This window comes from Actinomadura keratinilytica (genome assembly GCF_039539665.1).
Lineage (GTDB): Bacteria > Actinomycetota > Actinomycetes > Streptosporangiales > Streptosporangiaceae > Spirillospora > Spirillospora keratinilytica.
In genome coordinates, this window is record NZ_BAABDO010000120.1 from 1 (window position 1) to 19,121 (window position 19,121).

Genomic DNA, 19,121 nt, shown 5'->3' on the forward strand with positions numbered 1-19,121 from the left:
GCCGCCGCGTCCGGCGGCCCGCCCGGCGGGGCGGCCGCGGCGGCGCCCGCGGGAGGCGACGCCGCGCCGTGAAACCGCCGCCGTTCGCCTACCACGCCCCGGCCACGCTCGCCGAGGCACTGGACCTGCTGGCCGAGCACGGCGCCGACGCCAAGGTGCTGGCGGGCGGGCAGAGCCTGATGCCGCTGCTCAACATGCGGCTGGCCGAGCCCGCCCACATCGTCGACATCAACCGCGTCGCCGGCCTCGGCGGGCTCCGCGCCGACGCGCGGGGGGTGCGCGTGGGCGCGCTGGCCCGGCACGCCGCCGTCGAACGCTCCGCCGCCGTCGCGGCCGTCCAGCCGCTGCTGCCCGCCGCGCTGCGGCACGTCGCGCACCCGGCCATCCGCAACCGCGGCACGGTCGTCGGCAGCCTGGCGCACGCCGACCCGGCCGCCGAACTGCCCGCCGTGCTGGCCGTGCTGGACGGCACGGTCGAGGCGGTGTCCGCCGCCGGGCGCCGCACCATCCGCGCCGCCGACTTCTTCGCCGGGCCGCTGGAGAGCACGCTGCGGCCCGGGGAGCTGGCCGGGTCGGCGTTCTTCCCCGCGCTGCCGCCCCGCACCGGCGCGGCGTTCGCCGAGACGTCCCGGCGGCACGGCGACTACGCCCTCGCCGGGGTCGCCGCCGTGGTCAGCGTGGACGAGGACCTGCGGGTCAGCGCCGCCCGCGCCGGATACCTCGGCGTGGCCGCCGTCCCGCTCGTGCTCGACCTGACCCGCCGGGCCCGGCAGGCGCAGGCCGGCCGCCCGCCCGGCGACGCCGACTGGTCGGGCGTGGCCGGATTCGTCCGCGAGCGCCTCGACCCCGAGACCGACATCCACGCCGGTGCCGACTACCGGCGGCACCTGGCGGGCGTGCTCACCGAACGCGCGCTGCGCGCCGCCACGGCCGACGCGCTGGACCGCGCCCGCACGTCCGCGGCCGACGACGAGGCGGGGTGGTGATGGAGGAGACCCACGAGGTCGAGCTGACCGTCAACGGGGTGCGCCGCACGGCCCGGGCGCCCGCCCGCCGCCTGCTGTCCGACCTGCTGCGGCACGACCTCGGCCTGACCGGCACGCACGTCGGCTGCGAGCACGGCGTGTGCGGGTGCTGCACGGTGCTGCTGGACGGCGAGCCGGTGCGCTCGTGCCTGATGCTCGCCGTCACCGCCGCCGGGCACGAGGTCACCACGGTGGAGGGCCTGGCCGCGCCGGACGGCACGCCGTCACCGGTGCAGCGCGCCTTCCAGGAGTGCCACGGCCTGCAGTGCGGCTACTGCACCCCCGGCTTCCTGTGCACGGTGACGGCGCTGCTGCGCGACAACCCCCGGCCCACCGACCGGGATGTCGTGGAGGGCATCTCCGGCAACCTGTGCCGCTGCACCGGCTACCAGAACATCATCCGGTCGGTCCACCGGGCCGCCGAGCTCCAGGCCGAACAGCAGGCCCCGCGACAGGCCGGGGAGGCGGGCTGATGGGCGGCACCCGCGTCTTCGGCGAGCCGGTGCAACGGCGCGAGGACCCCCGGCTGCTGACCGGGCGGGGCCGCTACCTCGACGACCTGGGCCGCGACGCCCTCGCCGCCGCGTTCGTCCGCTCGCCCCACGCGCACGCCCGCATCCTGGACGTCGACGTCGCCGGCGCCCTCGACGTCGACGGGCTGGTGGCCGTCTACACCTGGGAGGACCTGCCGGGCCGGGTGGGCGAGCCGCTGCCGCTGCTGATCCCGCACCCGTCCCTCACCCACGGCCGCACCGCCCACCCGCTGGCCCGCGACGTCGTCCGGCACGTCGGCGAGCCCGTCGCCATGGTCGTGGCCCGCGACCGCTACCTGGCCGAGGACGCCGCCGCCCGCATCCGCGTCGACTACGAGCCGCTGCCCGCCGTCGTCGGCATCGAGGCGGCCGCCCGCGCCGAGCACCTGGTGCACGACGACGTGCCCGGCAACGTCGGCGCCGTCCTGCGCCAGCACACCGGCGGCGACGTGGACGCCGCGATCGGCGCCGCCCCGCACGTGCTGGAGTTCCGCCTCGACATCGAGCGCAGCGCGTCCATGCCGCTGGAGGGGCGCGGCGTGTACGCGCGGTGGGACGCCGCCGACGGGTCGCTGCGCGTCTACTCCTCCACCCAGGCGTCCACCAGCGTGCGCGCCGCCATCGCCGCCCGGCTGGAGCTGCCGCCGGGCAAGGTCGAGGTGATCGCCCCCGACGTCGGCGGCGGCTTCGGCGTCAAGATCGTCCACCCGTGGCCGGAGGAGATCCTGGTGCCGTGGGCGGCCCGGCTGCTGGACCGGGAGGTCAAGTGGGCCGAGGACCGGCGCGAGCACTTCGTCGCCGCCGCCCACGAACGCGGCCAGATCCAGTACGTGCGGGTCGGGTTCGACGACGACGGGCGGGTGCTCGGCCTGGACGTGCGGATCCTGCACGACCACGGCGCCTACACCCCGTACGGGGTGATCATCCCGATCGTCACCTCCACCCAGCTGCTCGGCCCGTACAAGATCGGCGCCTACCGGGCGGAGGTCACCAGCCTCTACACCAACACGGTCATCGTCACCCCGTACCGGGGCGCGGGCCGCCCGCAGGGCGTGTTCTGCATGGAGCGCACGATGGACCGCATCGCCGACCACCTCGGCCGCGACCGGGCGCAGGTGCGCGAGGCCAACCTCATCCGCCCCGACGAGTTCCCCTACGACCAGGGCCTGACGTTCCAGGACGGCCGCCCCCTGATCTACGACTCCGGCGACTACCCGGCGCTGCTGGCCCGCCTCAAGGAGATGATCGGCTGGGACGGGTTCGCGCGGCTGCGTGCGCGCGCCGCCGCCGAGGGCCGCCGCATCGGCATCGGCCTCGGCTGCTACGTGGAGGGCACGGGCGTCGGGCCGTACGAGGGCGGCCACGTCGAGATCGACACCTCCGGGCGCGTGCACGTGGCCACCGGGCTCACCTCGCAGGGCCAGGGGCACGAGACCGTGTTCGCCCAGATCGCCGCCGCCGAGCTGGGCGTCCCGGTGGAGGACGTGCACGTCACGACGGGCGACACGCGCCGCTTCGGGTACGCGGTCGGCACGTTCGCCTCCCGCGCCGCCGTGACGAGCGGCAACGCCATCGCGCTGGCCGCCCGCAAGGTGCGGGACAAGGCGCTGCGCATCGCGGGGGAGGCGCTGGAGGCCGACCCGCGCGACCTGGACATCACCGACGGGATCGTGCACGTCAAAGGCGACCCCACGGCGTCGGTGCCGCTGCGCACCGTCGCCGTCCTGGCCAACCCGCTGCGGTACGCCTTCGACGAGGAGGCGGCGCGCGCCACCCAGTTCGCCGTCGGCGGCGACGCCTCCGAGCCCCCGCTGCGCGGCGAGGAACCGGGGCTGGAGGGGCGCGGCTACTACTCGCCCGTCCGCTCCACGTTCGCCGCCGGGATGCACGCCGCGATCGTCGAGACCGACCCCGACACCGCCGAGGTGCGCATCCTGCGGTACGCGGTCGTGCACGACTGCGGCCGCCTGGTCAACCCGCGCATCGTCGAGGGGCAGATCCACGGGGGAGTGGCGCAGGGCATCGGCGGCGCCCTGTACGAGCGCATGGCCTACGACGAGTCGGGCCAGCTCCTCAACGCCTCGTTCATGGACTTCCTCATGCCGTACGCGACGGAGATCCCGCGCATCGAGACCGCCCACCTGGAGACCCCGTCACCGCTCAACCCGCTGGGCGTCAAGGGCGCGGGCGAGGCGGGCGTCATCCCGGTCTCGGCCGTCGTCGCCGCCGCGGTCGAGGACGCCGAGGGCATCCGCGTCCACCGCATGCCGCTGTCCCCCGACGACCTCTACCGCCTGCGCCTGCGCGCCGGGGACGCCGGCGGCGTCGCGGCTCACTGCTGCTCGGGCGACGCGGCCGCGTCCGGGGCGTTGCCGCCGAGCGAGCGCGGCAGGTAGTTCTCCACGGCGGCGGGGCGGTAGCCCTGCTGCTGGAGCCAGCCGAGGATCTTCTGGAACTGCTGGGCCAGGCCCTTGCGGTAGTGCATGAGGATGATGTCGCCCGGCTTGAACCCCTTGCCGCCGTCGGCGCGGGCGAACCCGTCGTAGCCGACGCCGGGGCCGGTGGTGCCGTTGTAGTACTCGGCCGACCACAGCAGCAGCGACTTGATGCCGCACTGCTTGGCGGCCTCGCGCGTGGTCTTGTTGTAGCTGCCGAACGGCGGGCGGAAGATCTCCGGCCGGCGGCCGTACTGCCGGGCGATGGTCTGGGACGCCTCGCAGATCTGCCTGCGCTGCGCCTCGGGGCCGAGCGTGCGCATGTCGGGGTGGGAGATGGTGTGGTTCTCCATCCGCGACCCGGCGTTGCGCAGCGCCCAGAAGTACTGGGCGTGGCCCTCGACGTACCGGGTGGTCAGGAACGTCATGATGGGCACCTTGCGGGTGCGCACCAGCCGGACGAACTCCGCGTCGTACTCGTAGCCGTCGTCGATGGTGAGGAAGACCACCTTGTCGTTGGTGGTGATGCGGTCGATGACGGGCGGCAGGCCGTCGGGCGCCGGCTGCGGCGGCGTCCACGACCCCGGCTTGGGGGCGGGCCACTGCTGGTCGGCCACCACGGCGGCGAGCTGGCTGCGCATGGACGGGCCGGAGTCGCCGCCCGCCGCGGCGCGCACCGTCGGCCACGTCCCCGCGGCCACGCCCAGCACACCTGCCGCCAGCGTGGCGGCCACGGGCAGTTTCCCTACCATCAGGCGCCTTCTCCCGTTCACCTCGGCCGTCGTCGCAGCCTGTCGCGCGACGATCTACGGTCACCGCTTGGGTGGACGCTTGGACTCCCGATGAGGTTCGCCTTCCCCGCGGGGGAGCCGGGTCACACGACGGCACACATCTGATCATGCCGTGTTCACGCGCGGGCCGATTCTGCCCAAGAAGCGCCGCCCGCTCGGCAGGAGTTGCCGTTCGGCCGGGGCGCGGGCATTCCTTAGGGTCGGTTCATGAAGGTGATGGGGACCGCGACGGTCGGGGCTCCGCTGCCGCGCGTCTGGGCGGCGCTGCGCGATCCGGAGGTGCTGGCCCGCACCATCCCGGGCTGCCGCTCGCTGGAGGCGGCCGGCGAGGACGCCTACACGATGACCGTCTCGGCGGGCGTCGCGTCCGTCCGGGGCACCTACGTCGGCCGGGTGGAGCTGACCGAGCCCGACCCGCCCCGGGCGTTCACGCTGCGGGCGCGCGGCCAGGGCGCGCCCGGCACGGTCGACGCGACGGTGCGCGTGCGGCTGTCGGAGGACTCCGGCGAGGGCACCCGGGTCGACTACGACGCCGACGCGACGGTCGGCGGCATGATCGGCGGGGTCGGGCAGCGGGTGCTCGGGGCCGTCGCCCGCAAGACGGCCGCCGAGTTCTTCGCCGCCGTCGAACGCGACCTGACCCGCCCGGCCGTTCCCGAACCGGCGCCGGAGGCGCCTGCGGCCCCGGTGCCTTCGCCGGTGCCGCGGCGGGCGTCGCCGGTGCCGATGCTCGCGGCGTTCCTGTCGGGCGGCGCGGTCGCCCTGGCCGGGGTCGCCGTCGGCTACGCGCTGGGCCGCAGGGGCAGGCGATGAGGGCGTTCACCGCGGCGGCGGTCCAGTTCGCGCCCGAGCCGGGGCCGCTGACGGAGGCGTCGGTGCGGCGCAACCTCGACAAGGCCGTCACGTGGACGCGGCGCTGCGTGCAGGAGTCGGGCGCCGAGCTGGTCGTGCTGCCCGAGACGTGCACCACCGGGTTCCATCCGGGCGTGCCCGCGGCGCGGCTGCGCGCGCTGGCGTCGCCCGTCCCCGGGCCGGTGAGCGAGCCGATCCAGCAGGTCGCGCGGGAGCTGGGCGTGCACGTGTGCTTCGGCACCTACGAACGCGCCGGGACGGCCGTCCGCAACGCGGCGGTGCTGGTCGGGCCGGACGGCGACGTGCTCGGCGTCTACCGCAAGACCCACCCGTTCCGCCTGGAGGACGCCCGGCACGGCGGCTGGGCGGAGCCCGGCGGCGAGGTGACCGTCGTCGACACCCCGCTCGGCCGGATCGGGATGGCGATCTGCTTCGACGGCGACTTCCCCGAGCTGTGGCGGATCATGGCGGTGCGCGGCGCGGAGGTGGTGTGCCGTCCCTCGGCGCTGCTGCGCTCGGCCGACATCTGGGAGCTGACCACCCGCGCCCGCGCCTACGACAACCACGTGTACGTCGTGGCGGCCAACGCGGTGGGCGCCGACCCCGCGGGCACCCTGTACTTCGGCAACTCGATGGTGGTGACGCCGATCGCCGAGGTGGTGGCGCGGGCGGCCGCCCACGAGGGGTGGGCGGCGGCGCGGCTCGACCCGGCCGCCGCGATGGCGTCGCTGACGCCCGGCTCGTCGGTGCGGCACTCCTTCGACCACCTGGCCGAACGCAACCTGGAGCTGTACGAGAAGTACGCCGCCGACCTGCTGGGGCCGGCGTCCACCCCGTTCCCGCACTAGCGGCGGCCCGCCGGGGCGCGCCGCCGCCGCGCCGGGCTACCGCACGCCGCCTACTTCACGGCGACCAGGTCGACCACGAAGATCAGGGTCTCGCCGGGCTTGATCGCCGGGCTGGGGCTGTGGTTGCCGTAGGCCAGGTGCGGCGGGATCACCAGCTTGCGGCGCCCGCCGACCCGCATGCCCTGGATGCCCATGTCCCAGCCCTTGATGACGCGGCCGGTGCCGAGGGTGAAGTCGAGGGTCTTCCCGCGGTTCCAGGACGCGTCGAACTCCTCGCCGGTGGAGAACGCGACGCCGACGTAGTGCATCGACACCTGCGAGCCCTTGGTGGCCTCCGGGCCGTCCCCGACCACGATGTCGGTGATGTCGAGGAACGCGGGCGGCTCGCCCTCGGGGAAGTCGATCTCGGGCCGTTCCAGGGCCATGCAGGGCTCCAGGGGTGTCGTCGGAAGCGCACGCGGGAGCGCTCGCGCCCCCGTGCTCGGTCGCCGTTCAGCGTAGCGGGGCGCGCCCGCCCACCCGAACACCGCGTGGCAAGGTCGCCAAAGATCGGGCGTTCCGTTGGCAGTTTGCGACGTTTCGGCGCCGCGGCCGCGCCGGTAGACAGCAGGCATGACGCGGCGGCTGCGCATCGGCATCGACACCGGCGGCACGTTCACCGACGTGGTGGCGCTGGACGAGGACACCGGCGAGCTGTTCACCACCAAGACCCCGTCCACCCCCGCCGACCCGGCCGAGGGGTTCGCCGACGCCGCCCGCAAGGTCCTCGGCCTGGCGGGCGCCGAGGTCTCGGCGGTGGCGGAGGCGGCGCACGGCACGACCGTGGCGACCAACCGGCTGCTGGAGGACCGGCTGGGCGACCTCGGCTTCATCACCACCGAGGGCTTCGAGTTCCTGCTGGAGATCGCCCGGCAGAGCGTCCCCGACGGGTACGGCAACTCCTACTTCTGGGTCAAGCCGCCGCGGATCGTCCCGGTGCACCGGGTGCGCACCGTCGGCGGGCGGCTCGACCACACCGGCGCCGAGCTGCGGCCGTTCGACGAGGACGCCGCCGTCGCGGCGGCCCGCTGGTTCCGCGAGCAGGGCATCGCCGCGATCGGCGTGTGCTTCCTGCACTCCTACGCCAACCCGGCGCACGAGCTGCGCATGCGCGAGGTGCTGGCCCGCGAGCACCCCGACGCGGCGGTGTCGCTGTCGTGCGAGGTGCTGCGCGAGTACCGCGAGTACGAGCGGTCGGTCACCACGCTCGTGGACGCCGCCGTCAAGCCGGCGATGAGCGGCTACCTGGCGCGCCTGTCGGGCCTGCTGCCCGCGCCGCTGCGGGTGATGAAGAGCAACGGCGGAGTGCTGTCGGCCGAGGAGGTCGTGCACCAGCCGATCAGCACCGTGCTGTCCGGCCCGGCCGCCGGGGCGCTCGGCGCCGCCTACGTCGCGGCGCCCGCCTACCCCTCGGTGGTGACGCTGGACGGCGGCGGCACGTCCACGGACGTGGCGGTGGTGCTGGACGGCGAGCCGACCCTCACCACCGAGGGCGCGGTCGGCCGCCACCCCGTCAAGATCCCGATGATCGACATCGTCACGGTCGGGGCGGGCGGCGGCTCGGTCGCGTGGATCTCCCCGGAGGGCACGCTGAAGGTCGGGCCGCGCAGCGCGGGCGCCGACCCCGGCCCGCTGTGCTACGGCCGCGGCGGCACCGAGCCGACCGTCACCGACGCGCACGCCGCGCTCGGCCGCATCCCGCCGCACCTGCTCGGCGGGGAGATCCCGCTGGACGTGGCGGCCGCGCGGGCCGGCCTGGAGGCCCTCGGCGCGAAGCTGGGGCTGTCCGGCGGCCGCGCCGCCGCCGGGATCCTGGAGATCGCGGCGTGGAACCAGGCCAACGCGATCCGGCAGATCACCGTCCGGCGCGGGCTGGACGTTCGCGACTTCCCGCTGGTGGCGTTCGGCGGCTCCGGTCCGCTGCTGTCCTGCCGCCTGCTGGACGTGCTGGGCCTGCCCGCCGCCGTGATCCCCGCCGACCCGGGCAGCCTGTCGGCGTTCGGCCTGCTCACCGTGGACGTCCGCAACGACTACGTGCGCACCCGCGTCGCCCGCGACGGCGAGCTGGACCCGGCCGTGCTCGCCGCGGACTACGCCGAGCTGGAGGGCCGCGCGGCGGACGCCCTGGAGCGCGAGGGGTTCCCCGCCGGGCGGCGCCGGTTCGCCCGCTCGGCCGACCTGCGCTACCACGGGCAGGCGTTCGAGGTGCGGGTGGCGGCGCCGGACGGGCCGGTCGACGACGCGTTCCGCGCCGAGGTCGTGCGGCGCTTCCACGACGCGCACGAGGCGCTGTACGGCTACTGCCACCGCGGCGACACCGCCCGCCACCCCGTCGAATGGGTCAACCTGCGCGTCACCGGCATCGGCCCGATCACCCGCCCCCGCCTGCGCGGGCTCCCGCCCGGCGACGGGAACCCCGAGCGGGCCCGCACCGGCGTCCGCGACGTCCGCTTCGACGACTGGACGCCCACCCCCGTCTACGCGCGGGACCGGCTCGCCCCGGGCGACGTGCTGCGCGGCCCGGCGGTGGTCGAGGAGTTCGGCTCGACGCTGCCGCTGCACCCCGGCTTCCGGGCCCGCGTGGACCCGCACGGCAACATCGTGATCACGAAGGGGGAGCAGGCCGCATGAGCGAGCCGCGCAGGCGGGCGGGAGGCCCGGCATGACCGCCGACCCGATCCTGGTGGAGATCGTCGAGGGGACGCTGGCGTCGGTGGAGCGCGAGGTGGAGACCGCCATCGCCCGCACCGCCCGCTCGCCCATGATCCGGGACGCGCACGACTTCCGCGCCGGCATCCACGACCGGCGGCTGCGCAAGCTGACCGGCCGCTCCTACTCGGCGCTGGTGCAGCCGGTCGTCCGGGACCACCCGATCGAGACGATGCGCCCCGGCGACGTGTTCTTCCACAACGACGTGTACCTGTCGGAGGGCGGCATCGGGCACCTGCCCGACCTGTGCGTGACCGTGCCGGTGTTCCACGACGGGGACGTGGTGGCGTTCGTGCAGGCGTTCGGGCACCACGACGACATCGGCGGCGCCGTCCCCGGGTCCATGCCCAGCCACGCGCGCAGCGCCTTCGAGGAGGGGCTGATGGTGCCCCCCATCAAACTGTGGGACCGGGGCGTCCCCAACGAGGCGGCGCTGCGCATCATGACGCGCAACTCCCGCATGCCCGACTCCCTGGCCGGCGACCTGGACGCCGAGTGCTCGGCCTGCCTGATGGGCGCCCGCCGCCTGGCCGACCTGTTCGCCCGGTACGGGCGCGCCGCCGTCGAGGAGTGCTTCGACGCGATCATCGACAGCACCACCCGGACGTTCCGCCGCGAGCTGCTGGCGAAGATCCCCGACGGGACGTACGTGTGGGAGGACTACGCCGAGCACGACGGCGTCGACCCGCCGCGCCTGCACGCCCAGCGCATCACCCTCACCGTCGACGCGTCCGCCGACGTGCCGCTGGTCATCGACTTCACCGGCACGTCCCCGCAGGCCAAGGGGCCGATCAACCACGCCGGCGACTACGCGGGCGGGGTGTTCTTGAAAAAGTGGCTGGCGCCCGTCCTGCGGAACCTGGCCGACACGCCCGAACGCGCGGCCGAGCTGGACGTCAACGAGGGCGTGGTGCCGCTGATCGAGATGCGGTTCCCGGAGAAGGGCACGCTGCTGACGCCGGTGTTCCCGGCGCCGACCAACGCGCGCACCTTCGTCATCCTGCGGCTGCTGGGCGTGCTGGCCGGGGTGCTGGCCAAGGCCACCGGCGGCCGCATGCCCGCCGACCAGGAGACCATCCGCTACACCGGCGTGTACGGGGAGGACGACCGCGGCCCGTACCTGATGCGGGAGGTACTGGGCGGCGGCTCGGGCGGCCGCCACCACGCCGACGGCGAGGACACCGTCCACATCGTCCCCGACTCCCGCAACATCCCCGTCGAGTTCGCCGAGGCCCGCTGGCCGCTCCTGGTGGAGCGGCTCGGCCTGGCCGTCGACTCGGGCGGGCCCGGCGAGTTCCGCGGCGGCCTCGGCTACGACAAGCACATCCGGATGCTGCGCGACGCACACTTCATGTCGATCGCCGACCGGTCGATCCTGTCGTGCTGGGGCGTCAACGGGGGGCGCGCCGGGCGCCCCTTCCGCGTGGACATCGACGGCGAGCCGATGGACGGCCTGGTCGACGACCACCCGGTGCGCGCGGGCCAGGTCATCCGCATCCGCACCACCGGGGGCGGCGGATGGGGCGACCCGTTCGACCGCGACCCCGAGCGCGTCGCCGCCGACGTGCGCGACGGCAAGGTGTCGCCCGAGGGCGCCCGCGACGACTACGGCGTGGTGCTCGCCGGCGGCGCCGTCGACCGCGCCGCCACCGAGGCGCTGCGGGCCGAGCTGCGCGCCGCACGCGGACCGGCGCCGTTCTTCGACCGCGGCCCCGGCTTCCCCCGGCTGTCGGGCGGCCGCCCCCACGCCGACGTCGATCTGCTCGACGGGCATACTGCCTGAGACGCCTGCGACGGACGGAAAGGGGAGCGATGGACCTGCTCGGCGACCCGGCGGGGCGCGCGGAGGACGCGCCGGACGCGGTCCGGGTGGACGGCCGCGGCCTGTCCCGGGCCGAGCTGCTCGCCCGCGCGGCGGCGGTGGCGGCCGAGATCGGCGGCGCCGAGGCCGTCGCGGTGCACGCCACGGCCACCGTCGAGACCGTCGTCGCCGTGGTCGGCGGGATCCTGGCGGGCGTGCCCGTCGTGCCGCTGCCGCCCGACTCGGGCCCGGCCGAGCGCGACCACATCCTCGGCGACTCGAAGGCGCGGCTGCTGATGGCCGCCCGCGACGCCTTCGACCCGGCCGCCGGCGGCCCGCCCCTCGTCCCCGTGGACGACCTGCCGTCCGCATCGTCCGCGCCGGCGCCGCAGCCGCCGCCCGGCGCCGCGACCGCGCTCGTCCTCTACACCAGCGGCACCACCGGCGCGCCCAAGGGCGTGCTGATCTCCCGGGCCGCGATCGCCGCCGGGCTCGACGCGCTGGCCGAGGCGTGGGACTGGACGGCCGGCGACGTGCTCGTCCACGGCCTTCCGCTGTTCCACGTGCACGGCCTGGTCCTCGGCGTGCTGGGCGCGCTGCGCACCGGGTCGCCGCTGGTGCACACGGGACGCCCCCGCCCCGCCGCCTACGCCGCCGCGGCCGAGCGGCACGGCGGGTCGCTGTTCTTCGGGGTCCCCACGGTGTGGTCGCGGGTGTGCGACGACCCGGCGTCCGCCCGCGCCCTGCGCGGCGCGCGGCTGCTGGTGTCGGGCAGCGCCGCGCTGCCGGTGCCGGTGTTCGACCGGCTGGCCGAGCTGACCGGGCACCGGCCGGTCGAGCGGTACGGCATGACCGAGACGCTCATCACGGTCTCCGCCCGCGCCGGCGGCGACCGGCGCCCCGGCCACGTCGGCACCCCGCTCCCGGGCGTGCGGACGCGGGTGGTGGCCGAGGACGGGTCCCCCGTCCCCTGCGACGGGGAGACGCCCGGGGAGCTGCAGGTGCGGGCGCCCATGCTGTTCAGCGGCTACCTGGGCCGCCCCGAGGCCACGGCCGCGGCGTACACGCCCGACGGCTGGTTCCGCACCGGCGACATCGCCGCGATCGGCCCGGACGGCTGGCACCGCATCGTCGGCCGGGCGTCCACCGACCTGATCAAGAGCGGCGGGTACCGGATCGGCGCGGGCGAGGTGGAGAACGCGCTGCTGGCGCATCCGGCGGTGCGGGAGGCGGCGGTGGTCGGCACCCCGCACGCCGACCTCGGCGAGCAGGTCACCGCCTACGTCGTCGCCGACGGCGCGACCGGCCCGGAGTTGATCGACTTCGTGGCCGAGCGGCTGTCGGCGCACAAGCGGCCCCGCGTCGTGCACCTGGTCGGGGCGCTGCCGCGCAACGCCATGGGCAAGGTCGTCAAGACCCGCCTGGCCGAGATCCCCACGGAGACGAACAGCCCGGAGGCGGCTTCCCCGGAGACCGCGTGAGACCGCTGCGCAACGCCCGCCTCACCCGGCCCGGCGAGGAGCCCCGCGACATCGACTTCGTTCGCGACCGCGACAGATGACGGGCCGTGCCTCCCCCCCGGGGGGCGCACTGGCGCGATGCGCCGGGGGAGGCACGGCCCGTCCGCCGCGGCCGCCGGTCTAGCGGCCGCCGCGCAGCCGCAGCCGGTCGATGGCGATCGCGGCGAGGATGACCGCGCCCTGGATGATCAGCCGGTAGTACGACGACACGTTGAGCAGGGTCATGCCGTTGACCAGCACGCCGATCAGCATCGCGCCGATGAACGTGCCGCCGATGCCGCCGCGGCCGCCGCTGAGGCTGGTGCCGCCGAGCACGACCGCGGCGATCGCCTGCAGCTCGTATCCGGTGCCGAGGTCCGGGACGGCCGACTGCAGCCGCGCACCGACGATCACTCCCGCGATCCCCGCGCAGATACCGCTGATCACATAGACCCGGACGAGCACCTTGGGCACGGAGATGCCGGTCAGCCGGGCGGCCTCGGGGTTGGCGCCGACCGCTGTCACGTGCCGCCCGAACACCGAGCGGCGCCGGCCCGGGGACGTGGGGTTGTCCCCACCATCGGCCGGCATGGTCGCACCACTGACCTGAGGCGCCCGGACGGGTTGGCTGGAGCCCAGTGATGCCGCCCCCGTCCGGAGGAACCGATGAACGTCCGCGCCCACCCTGTCCTGCGCCGCGCCGGCGAGCACCGGCGGGCGATCGGCTGGGGGCTGGCCGTGGCGGTGCTCGCGGCGGGCGCCTGGGTGACGGCGTCCAGCGGCGAGGCGGCCGCCACGGTGTCGGGGGCGCTGCGCGGGATCGCCGACGCGCACTGGGGCCTGGTGCCCGTGCTGGCCGTCCTGGTCGTCGTGCACTTCTGGTTCTCGGCCGTGGCGCTGCGGTATGCGGCGGGGCTGCGGCTGCCGCTGCTGCACGCGACCATGGCGCAGTTCACCGGGGCGACGGCGAACCGGCTGACCGGGGGCGGGCTCGGCAACGTGGCGGTCAACGCCCGGTACCTGACCGGACGCGGCGTCCCGGCCGGGCGCGCGGTGGCGGTGGCGGGCGTCCTGCAGGTCGGCGGCGCGGTCGCCGACCTGCTGCTGTTCGCGCTGGTGCTGCCGTTCGCGCTGACGACCGGTGACGGCGCCCTGATGGCGCGGCTGGGGGAGCGCCTCGACGGGCTCGGCGGGCCCCTGCTGGCCGTGCTGGCCGGGGCGGTGCCCGCCGGCGCCGTCGCGGCGTGGCTGCTGCGGGACCGGCTGCGCGGGCCGGCGGCGGCGTGCGCGCGGGTGGCGCGGCTGGCCGGCGACCTGGCGGTCATGCTGGCGGCGTCGGCGGCGACGACGCTGGTCATGGCCGTGGCGTTCGCGCTGAGCGTGCTGGCCGTGCCCGGCGCGGACGTGCCGCCGGGGCAGTTCGGCACGCTGATCGTGGTGTACATGGTCGGTGCGGCCGCGGGCGGCGCCGTCCCGGGGCCGGGCGGTCTGGGGTCGACCGAGGCGGCGCTGGTCGCCCTGCTGGCCGCGGCGGGCGTCCCGGCGGCCCCGGCGCTGTCGGGTGTGCTGATCTTCCGGGCCGTGACGCACTGGGCGCCCGTGCCGGTCGGGCTGCTGACCGCCGGGACGGTGCGCGGGCGCAAAGACACCGCTCCCCAGGACACCGCTCCCCAGGACACCGCTCCGAAGGACACCGGTCCGAAGGACGCCGCCCCCGTCGCGCTGTCCGCCCCGCCTCCCCGAAACGCCCGGGTGCCCGTGCGGGCGGCCTGAGCGGCGTCCCTACGAAGTTGGGGCTGAATCGTCACCTCGCCCGTCTTACGGCGCGATCTCACGCAGTTAGACAGCTGGGAACACGCCTGACGGAGGGCATGCATGAAGAGGTTCTCACACCCGATCGCCGGCGGGGTGCTCCTGGCGTCCCTGCTGGTCCCCGTGACGTCCGCGGCGGCGGACCCCGAGCCCCGGCCGCGCCGGACCCCGCCCGTGCGCGAGTTCGGCAACGGACCCGAGCGAAACTCCGCCGCCTCGCCCGGACGCGAGCTGGCCGCCCAGCTGAAGGCGCGCGGCGCCGGAGCGCACTACGGCCACGCCCGGACGGAGGGGTATCCGCGGCAGACGAAACTGCCCGAGCCCCCCGTGAACCCCGACGACAAGTCCATCAAGCTCGGGCTGACCCCCTACCACGCCATCGCGCCCAAGCTGAACGCCCTGCAGAAGGCCAGCGACCGCGTCAGCGTCGAGGTCATCGGCAGGACCCACCAGGGCCGCGACATGTACCTGGTCACCGTGACCGCTCCCGAGAGCCGCGCCGAGGCCGCCCGGCAGGAGCGCATGCGCGAGAAGATCGAGAACGAGCCCGCGAAGGCCGCGCGCGACCCGCAGATCAAGCGCTCCTACAAGGCGCCGCTGTTCGTCAACGGCAACATCCACGGCAACGAGTGGGAGGGCACCGACGCCGCCCTGCGCGTCATCGAGCGGCTCGCCACCGCCAAGGACGCCGCCACCGCGGAACTGCTCGGCTCGACCAGGCTGTACTTCAACGTCACCGCCAACCCCGACGGGCGGGTCGACGGGGTCCGGGCGAACGCCGCCGGGTTCGACCTGAACCGCGACTTCGTCACCGCCTCCCAGCCGGAGACCCGGGCGATGCGGCAGGTCATGATCGACACCCAGCCGCTGGTGATGATCGACCTGCACGGGTACGTCAACGGCACGCTGATCGAGCCGACCACCCCGCCGCACGGGCAGAACTACGAGTACGACCTGTTCATCCGCAACACCTACGCCAACGGCCTGAACATGGAGGCCGCGATCAAGGCGCTCGGGTACACGCCCGACGAGGACGGCGTGCAGCCGCCGCAGATCCCGTTCCGGGACTGGGACGAGGGCTGGGACGACTGGCCGCCGATCTTCACCCCGCAGTACGCGCCGTTCCACGGCGCCGTGGCCTCCAGCACCGTGGAGATCCCGCTGCGGGTCAACAACGCCGACTACACCGACCTGCCGGTCGCCGAGCTGCGCCGCCGCTCGAAGATCAACACCGCGGTGGCCGAGGCCGCGATCGGTGCGACGGCGTCGTTCGTCGCGCAGCGCCGGACCGCCCTGATCGCCGACCAGATCGAGGTGTTCCGCCGCGGCGCCGCCGGTGAGCGGCAGCGGCCCGCCCCGTCCGGCTGGGTGCCCGGATTCGGGCCCGAGGACGTCTACACCACCCGCTTCCCGCGCGCGTACGTCATCCCGGCCGGCACCCGGCAGCGCTCGGCCGCGGCGGCGGCCCGCCTGGTCGACCACCTGATCGCCAACGACGTGCGGGTGACCCGCGCCGCCCGCGGCTTCACCCTCGGCGGCACCGCCTACCCGGCGGGCTCCTACATCGTGGACATGCACCAGCCCAAGCGCGGGCTGGCCAACGTCATGCTGGAGGCGGGCGGCGACATCACCGACAAGGTCGACGCCATGTACGACATCTCCGGCTGGAGCCACGCCCTCCTGTGGGGCGCCACCGTCACCCCGGTGGCCACCGGCGACCTGCGCGGCGTGCCCGTCCGCGAGGTGAAGACCGCCGCCCCCACCGGCTACGTCGCGCCCACCGGCGACCTTGCGCTGCGGCTGGACGACGCCAAGGACGTCACCGCCCTCAACGCGCTGCTGGACGCGGGCGTCAAGGCGACCTGGGCCGCCGACGGCACCGCCGTCGTCCCCGCGTCCGCGCGGGCCGCCGCCCGCACCGTGGCCGACCGCTACGGCGTCCGGTTCGAACGGGCCGCCGCCAAGGGCACCGCGCCGCTGCGCAAGCCGCGGGTCGCCGCGGCCGCCAGCAGCGACGACGCCTTCGCCCTCCAGGAGATGGGCTTCGACGTCACGGCGGTGGACACCGCCGCGCTCAACGCCGGCTTCGACTGGAGCGGCGTGGACGTGCTGTACGTCTCCAGCGGCCTGAACCACGCCCAGCTCAACGAGCGGGCCCGCACCGCCCTGGGCGCCTTCCTCGCCCGGGGCGGCGTCGTCGGCCGCGGCTCCACCGGCGCGTCGTTCAACAGCGCCGCCGGGCTGCTCACCGCGACCCCCGTCGCGGGACGGGCGGACGCCAACGGCGTCGTCGCGGTGTCCAACGGCGGCGGCGCGGTCACCTCGCGCGCGCCCGGCGCCTCGTTCGTCTACTCGCCGCGCTGGTTCACCGGCCTCGGCCCCGAGGTCGCCGTGGAGCAGCGCTACGCCGCCCAGGGCCCGCTGATCTCGGGCCACTGGCGCCCCGACGCCGACGGCACCGGCGGGCAGAACGCCGCCGCCGGGCAGGCCGCCGTCATCCGGGGCGTCGACGAACGCGGCGCCGCGGTGGTGCTGTTCGGCACCGAGCCGCTGTTCCGCGACCACCCCAAGGGCATGTTCGCCCAGGTCGCCCGCTCGCTGTACTGGAGCGCCGTGACCGCCGGGCAGCGGCGGCCGACAGGCTGACCCGCCCGCGCTCCTTTCGCGTGCCCCCGGCCCGCCCGGGGGCACGCCCCCGCCCGGGAACCGCGATGATGGTGCACGTGACTGAGCCGCTCGTACCTCGCATGCAGGAGTTCGGGACCACGATCTTCGCGGAGATGTCCGCGCTGGCGGCGCGGACCGGGTCGATCAACCTCGGCCAGGGCTTCCCGGACACCGACGGCCCGCCGCGGATGCTGGAGACGGCCGTCGAGGCGATCCGCTCCGGCGCCAACCAGTACCCGCCCGGCCCCGGCCTGCCGGAGCTGCGCCGGGCCGTGGCCGCCCAGCGGCGCGGACGCTACGGCCTGGACTACGACCCCGACACCGAGGTCTACATCACCGTCGGCGCCACCGAGGGCATCGCCGCGAGCGTGCTGGCGCTGGCGAACCCCGGCGACGAGGTGATCGTCTTCGAGCCGTACTACGACTCCTACGCCGCCGCCATCGCGCTCGCCGGGGCGGTGCGGCGGCCCGTGACGCTGCGCCCGGACGGCGGCCGCTTCACCTTCGACCCCGACGAGCTGCGCGCCGCCGCCGGCCCCCGCACCCGCCTCGTCCTGGTGAACACCCCGCACAACCCGACGGGCACCGTGTTCACCCGCGCGGAACTGGAGGCGATCGCCGCGCTGTGCCGCGAGCACGACCTGATCGCGATCACCGACGAGGTCTACGAGTACCTGACCTTCGACGGCACCGAGCACATCCCCCTGGCCGCCCTGGACGGGATGCGCGAACGCACCGTCGCGGTGTCGTCGGCGGGCAAGACGTTCTCGGTCACCGGCTGGAAGACCGGCTGGGTCACCGCGCCCGCCCCGTACGTGCGGGCCGTGCAGACGGTCAAGCAGTTCATGACCTACACGGCCGGCGGCCCCTGGCAGCGCGCCGTCGCCTACGCCCTGGAGCACGAGCTGGACTGGGTGGCCCGGCTGCGCGACTCGCTCCAGGCCAAGCGCGACCGGCTCGTCGCCGGCCTGGAGGCGGCGGGCCTGGCGGCCGTCCGACCGCAGGGCACCTACTTCGTGCAGGCCGACATCCGCCCGCTCGGCTTCACCGACGGCATGGAGCTGGCCCTGGCCCTGCCGGAGAAGGCCGGCGTCGTCGCCATCCCGGCCCAGGTGTTCTACGACGACGCCGCGGCCGGGGCGCACTTCGTCCGGTTCGCCTTCTGCAAGAAGGACGAGGTCATCGACGAGGCCGTCGAACGCCTGCGCGGCCTCGGCTGAGAATCCGCGGAGAATCCGCGACGCCGGCTGTAAACACGGCGGCCCTCCCGGGAGTACGTGACGACAACGAACCCCCGATCCCGAGGGAGGGCCTTCGTGGATGACCCCGCGGCGCGGTTCACGAGGCTGTACGACGAGAACTACCGGCGGGTGCTGGCGTACGCGCTCACCCACGCCGAGCCGCACGCCGCCGAGGACGTCGCCAGCGAGACGTTCCTGATCGCCTGGCGGCGGCTCGGCGAGGTGCGCGACCCCGCGCTGCCCTGGCTGCTCGGCGTCGCCCGCAACCTGCTGCGCAAGCAGCGCGACGGCGGACGGCGAAGACGCGCCCTGGCCGAGCGGGTCGCCGCGCTCGCCACCCCCGCCGACCAGGCCGCCTGGGACGTCGCCGAGCACGTCGTGGAACGCCAGAACGCGCTGGCCGCCGTCGCCGGGCTGCCCGAGCGGGACCTGGAGGTCCTCGCCCTGGTCACCTGGCACGGCCTGGAGCCCCGGCAGGCCGCGAAGGTCGTCGGGTGCTCGTCGGCGGCGCTGTTCGTCCGGCTGCACCGGGCCCGCAAGCGGCTCGCCCGCGCCCTGGAGAACGGCCCGCCGGCCGCACCGGCCCGCCCCGTGCCCCGCCACGTCGCCGAGGAGGCGACCCGATGACCACCGGAGCCGACATGAAGCGCACGCCGGCAGCCAGCGCCAGGACGATCGACAGGACGTTCGCCGCGCTGCGGCCCGCCGCCCTCGACACGCTCGCCGAGGATGCCTACGCCCGGCGCCGCGACACCGACATCGACCAGATCACCCGGTCCGGGGAGCCCGCGCGGGCGGGCCGACCGCGCCCAGCGCGGCCGCCGCTCCTGCTGGTCGCGGGCGTCGCCGCGGCCTGCGCCGCCGCGGCC

At 75.5% G+C, this 19,121-nt stretch carries 16 protein-coding genes; 13 read left to right on the forward strand and 3 right to left on the reverse strand.

Translation table 11 applies throughout. From position 1 onward, the window contains the following. The 3 genes from ABD879_RS26985 to cutA all read left to right on the forward strand — a co-directional run. The coding region (locus ABD879_RS26985; protein WP_345024440.1) for an FAD binding domain-containing protein at nucleotides 1–986 on the forward strand (986 nt) is incomplete at its 5' end. Beyond that, nucleotides 986–1,498: a (2Fe-2S)-binding protein gene (locus tag ABD879_RS26990; RefSeq protein ID WP_345024441.1), complete on the forward strand. Its 513-nt coding sequence runs from the start codon at nucleotides 986–988 to the stop codon at nucleotides 1,496–1,498. The genes ABD879_RS26985 and ABD879_RS26990, both read left to right, overlap by 1 nt. Further along, the gene (gene cutA, locus ABD879_RS26995) at nucleotides 1,498–3,954 is read left to right on the forward strand and encodes an aerobic carbon-monoxide dehydrogenase large subunit (protein ID WP_345024442.1); all 2,457 of its coding nucleotides are present in this window, start codon (nucleotides 1,498–1,500) and stop codon (nucleotides 3,952–3,954) included. The genes ABD879_RS26990 and cutA overlap by 1 nt, the downstream gene beginning before the upstream one ends. Here cutA and ABD879_RS27000 read toward each other — a convergent pair. Further along, the gene (locus ABD879_RS27000) at nucleotides 3,891–4,745 is read right to left on the reverse strand and encodes a polysaccharide deacetylase family protein (protein WP_345024443.1); all 855 of its coding nucleotides are present in this window, start codon (nucleotides 4,743–4,745) and stop codon (nucleotides 3,891–3,893) included. The genes cutA and ABD879_RS27000 overlap by 64 nt on opposite strands. Before the next feature lie 246 nt (nucleotides 4,746–4,991). Between ABD879_RS27000 and ABD879_RS27005 the strand changes: the two genes are divergently transcribed. Continuing rightward, on the forward strand, nucleotides 4,992–5,597 hold the full coding sequence (locus tag ABD879_RS27005) for an SRPBCC family protein (protein WP_345024444.1): 606 nt from the start codon (nucleotides 4,992–4,994) through the stop codon (nucleotides 5,595–5,597). Further along, nucleotides 5,594–6,484: a carbon-nitrogen hydrolase family protein gene (locus ABD879_RS27010; protein WP_345024445.1), complete on the forward strand. Its 891-nt coding sequence runs from the start codon at nucleotides 5,594–5,596 to the stop codon at nucleotides 6,482–6,484. Before ABD879_RS27005 ends, ABD879_RS27010 begins: the two co-directional genes overlap by 4 nt. 50 nt (nucleotides 6,485–6,534) lie before the next feature. On the opposite strand, the gene ABD879_RS27015 is transcribed toward ABD879_RS27010, so the two are convergent. After that, the gene (locus ABD879_RS27015; RefSeq protein ID WP_345024446.1) at nucleotides 6,535–6,909 is read right to left on the reverse strand and encodes an FKBP-type peptidyl-prolyl cis-trans isomerase; all 375 of its coding nucleotides are present in this window, start codon (nucleotides 6,907–6,909) and stop codon (nucleotides 6,535–6,537) included. Between the two features lie 187 nt (nucleotides 6,910–7,096). On the opposite strand from ABD879_RS27015, the gene ABD879_RS27020 reads away from it, so the two are divergent. The 3 genes from ABD879_RS27020 to ABD879_RS27030 are packed head-to-tail and all read left to right on the forward strand — an operon-like array spanning nucleotide 7,097 to nucleotide 12,514. Beyond that, the gene (locus ABD879_RS27020) at nucleotides 7,097–9,154 is read left to right on the forward strand and encodes a hydantoinase/oxoprolinase family protein (protein ID WP_345024447.1); all 2,058 of its coding nucleotides are present in this window, start codon (nucleotides 7,097–7,099) and stop codon (nucleotides 9,152–9,154) included. Nucleotides 9,155–9,185: 31 nt separating this feature from the next. Next, complete coding sequence (locus ABD879_RS27025; protein WP_345024448.1) at nucleotides 9,186–11,015, forward strand: hydantoinase B/oxoprolinase family protein; 1,830 nt, start codon at nucleotides 9,186–9,188, stop codon at nucleotides 11,013–11,015. Between the two features lie 29 nt (nucleotides 11,016–11,044). After that, nucleotides 11,045–12,514: an acyl-CoA synthetase gene (locus tag ABD879_RS27030; protein WP_345024450.1), complete on the forward strand. Its 1,470-nt coding sequence runs from the start codon at nucleotides 11,045–11,047 to the stop codon at nucleotides 12,512–12,514. A gap of 159 nt (nucleotides 12,515–12,673) precedes the next feature. On the opposite strand, the gene ABD879_RS27035 is transcribed toward ABD879_RS27030, so the two are convergent. Continuing rightward, on the reverse strand, nucleotides 12,674–13,123 hold the full coding sequence (locus tag ABD879_RS27035; RefSeq protein ID WP_345024451.1) for an ABC transporter permease: 450 nt from the start codon (nucleotides 13,121–13,123) through the stop codon (nucleotides 12,674–12,676). A gap of 75 nt (nucleotides 13,124–13,198) precedes the next feature. Between ABD879_RS27035 and ABD879_RS27040 the strand changes: the two genes are divergently transcribed. The 5 genes from ABD879_RS27040 to ABD879_RS27060 form a co-directional block, all read left to right on the forward strand. After that, complete coding sequence (locus ABD879_RS27040) at nucleotides 13,199–14,305, forward strand: lysylphosphatidylglycerol synthase domain-containing protein (protein WP_345024452.1); 1,107 nt, start codon at nucleotides 13,199–13,201, stop codon at nucleotides 14,303–14,305. 102 nt (nucleotides 14,306–14,407) lie between these two features. Beyond that, nucleotides 14,408–16,990: a M14 family zinc carboxypeptidase gene (locus ABD879_RS27045; protein ID WP_345024453.1), complete on the forward strand. Its 2,583-nt coding sequence runs from the start codon at nucleotides 14,408–14,410 to the stop codon at nucleotides 16,988–16,990. A 77-nt stretch (nucleotides 16,991–17,067) separates the two neighbouring features. Beyond that, a complete protein-coding gene (locus tag ABD879_RS27050; RefSeq protein WP_378272255.1) occupies nucleotides 17,068–18,231 on the forward strand; it encodes a pyridoxal phosphate-dependent aminotransferase in 1,164 nt (387 codons plus the stop codon). Between the two features lie 96 nt (nucleotides 18,232–18,327). Then, the gene (locus tag ABD879_RS27055) at nucleotides 18,328–18,879 is read left to right on the forward strand and encodes an RNA polymerase sigma factor (RefSeq protein ID WP_345024455.1); all 552 of its coding nucleotides are present in this window, start codon (nucleotides 18,328–18,330) and stop codon (nucleotides 18,877–18,879) included. After that, nucleotides 18,876–19,121: hypothetical protein (locus ABD879_RS27060; RefSeq protein ID WP_345024456.1), on the forward strand; the 246-nt coding region annotated here is incomplete at its 3' end. The genes ABD879_RS27055 and ABD879_RS27060, both read left to right, overlap by 4 nt.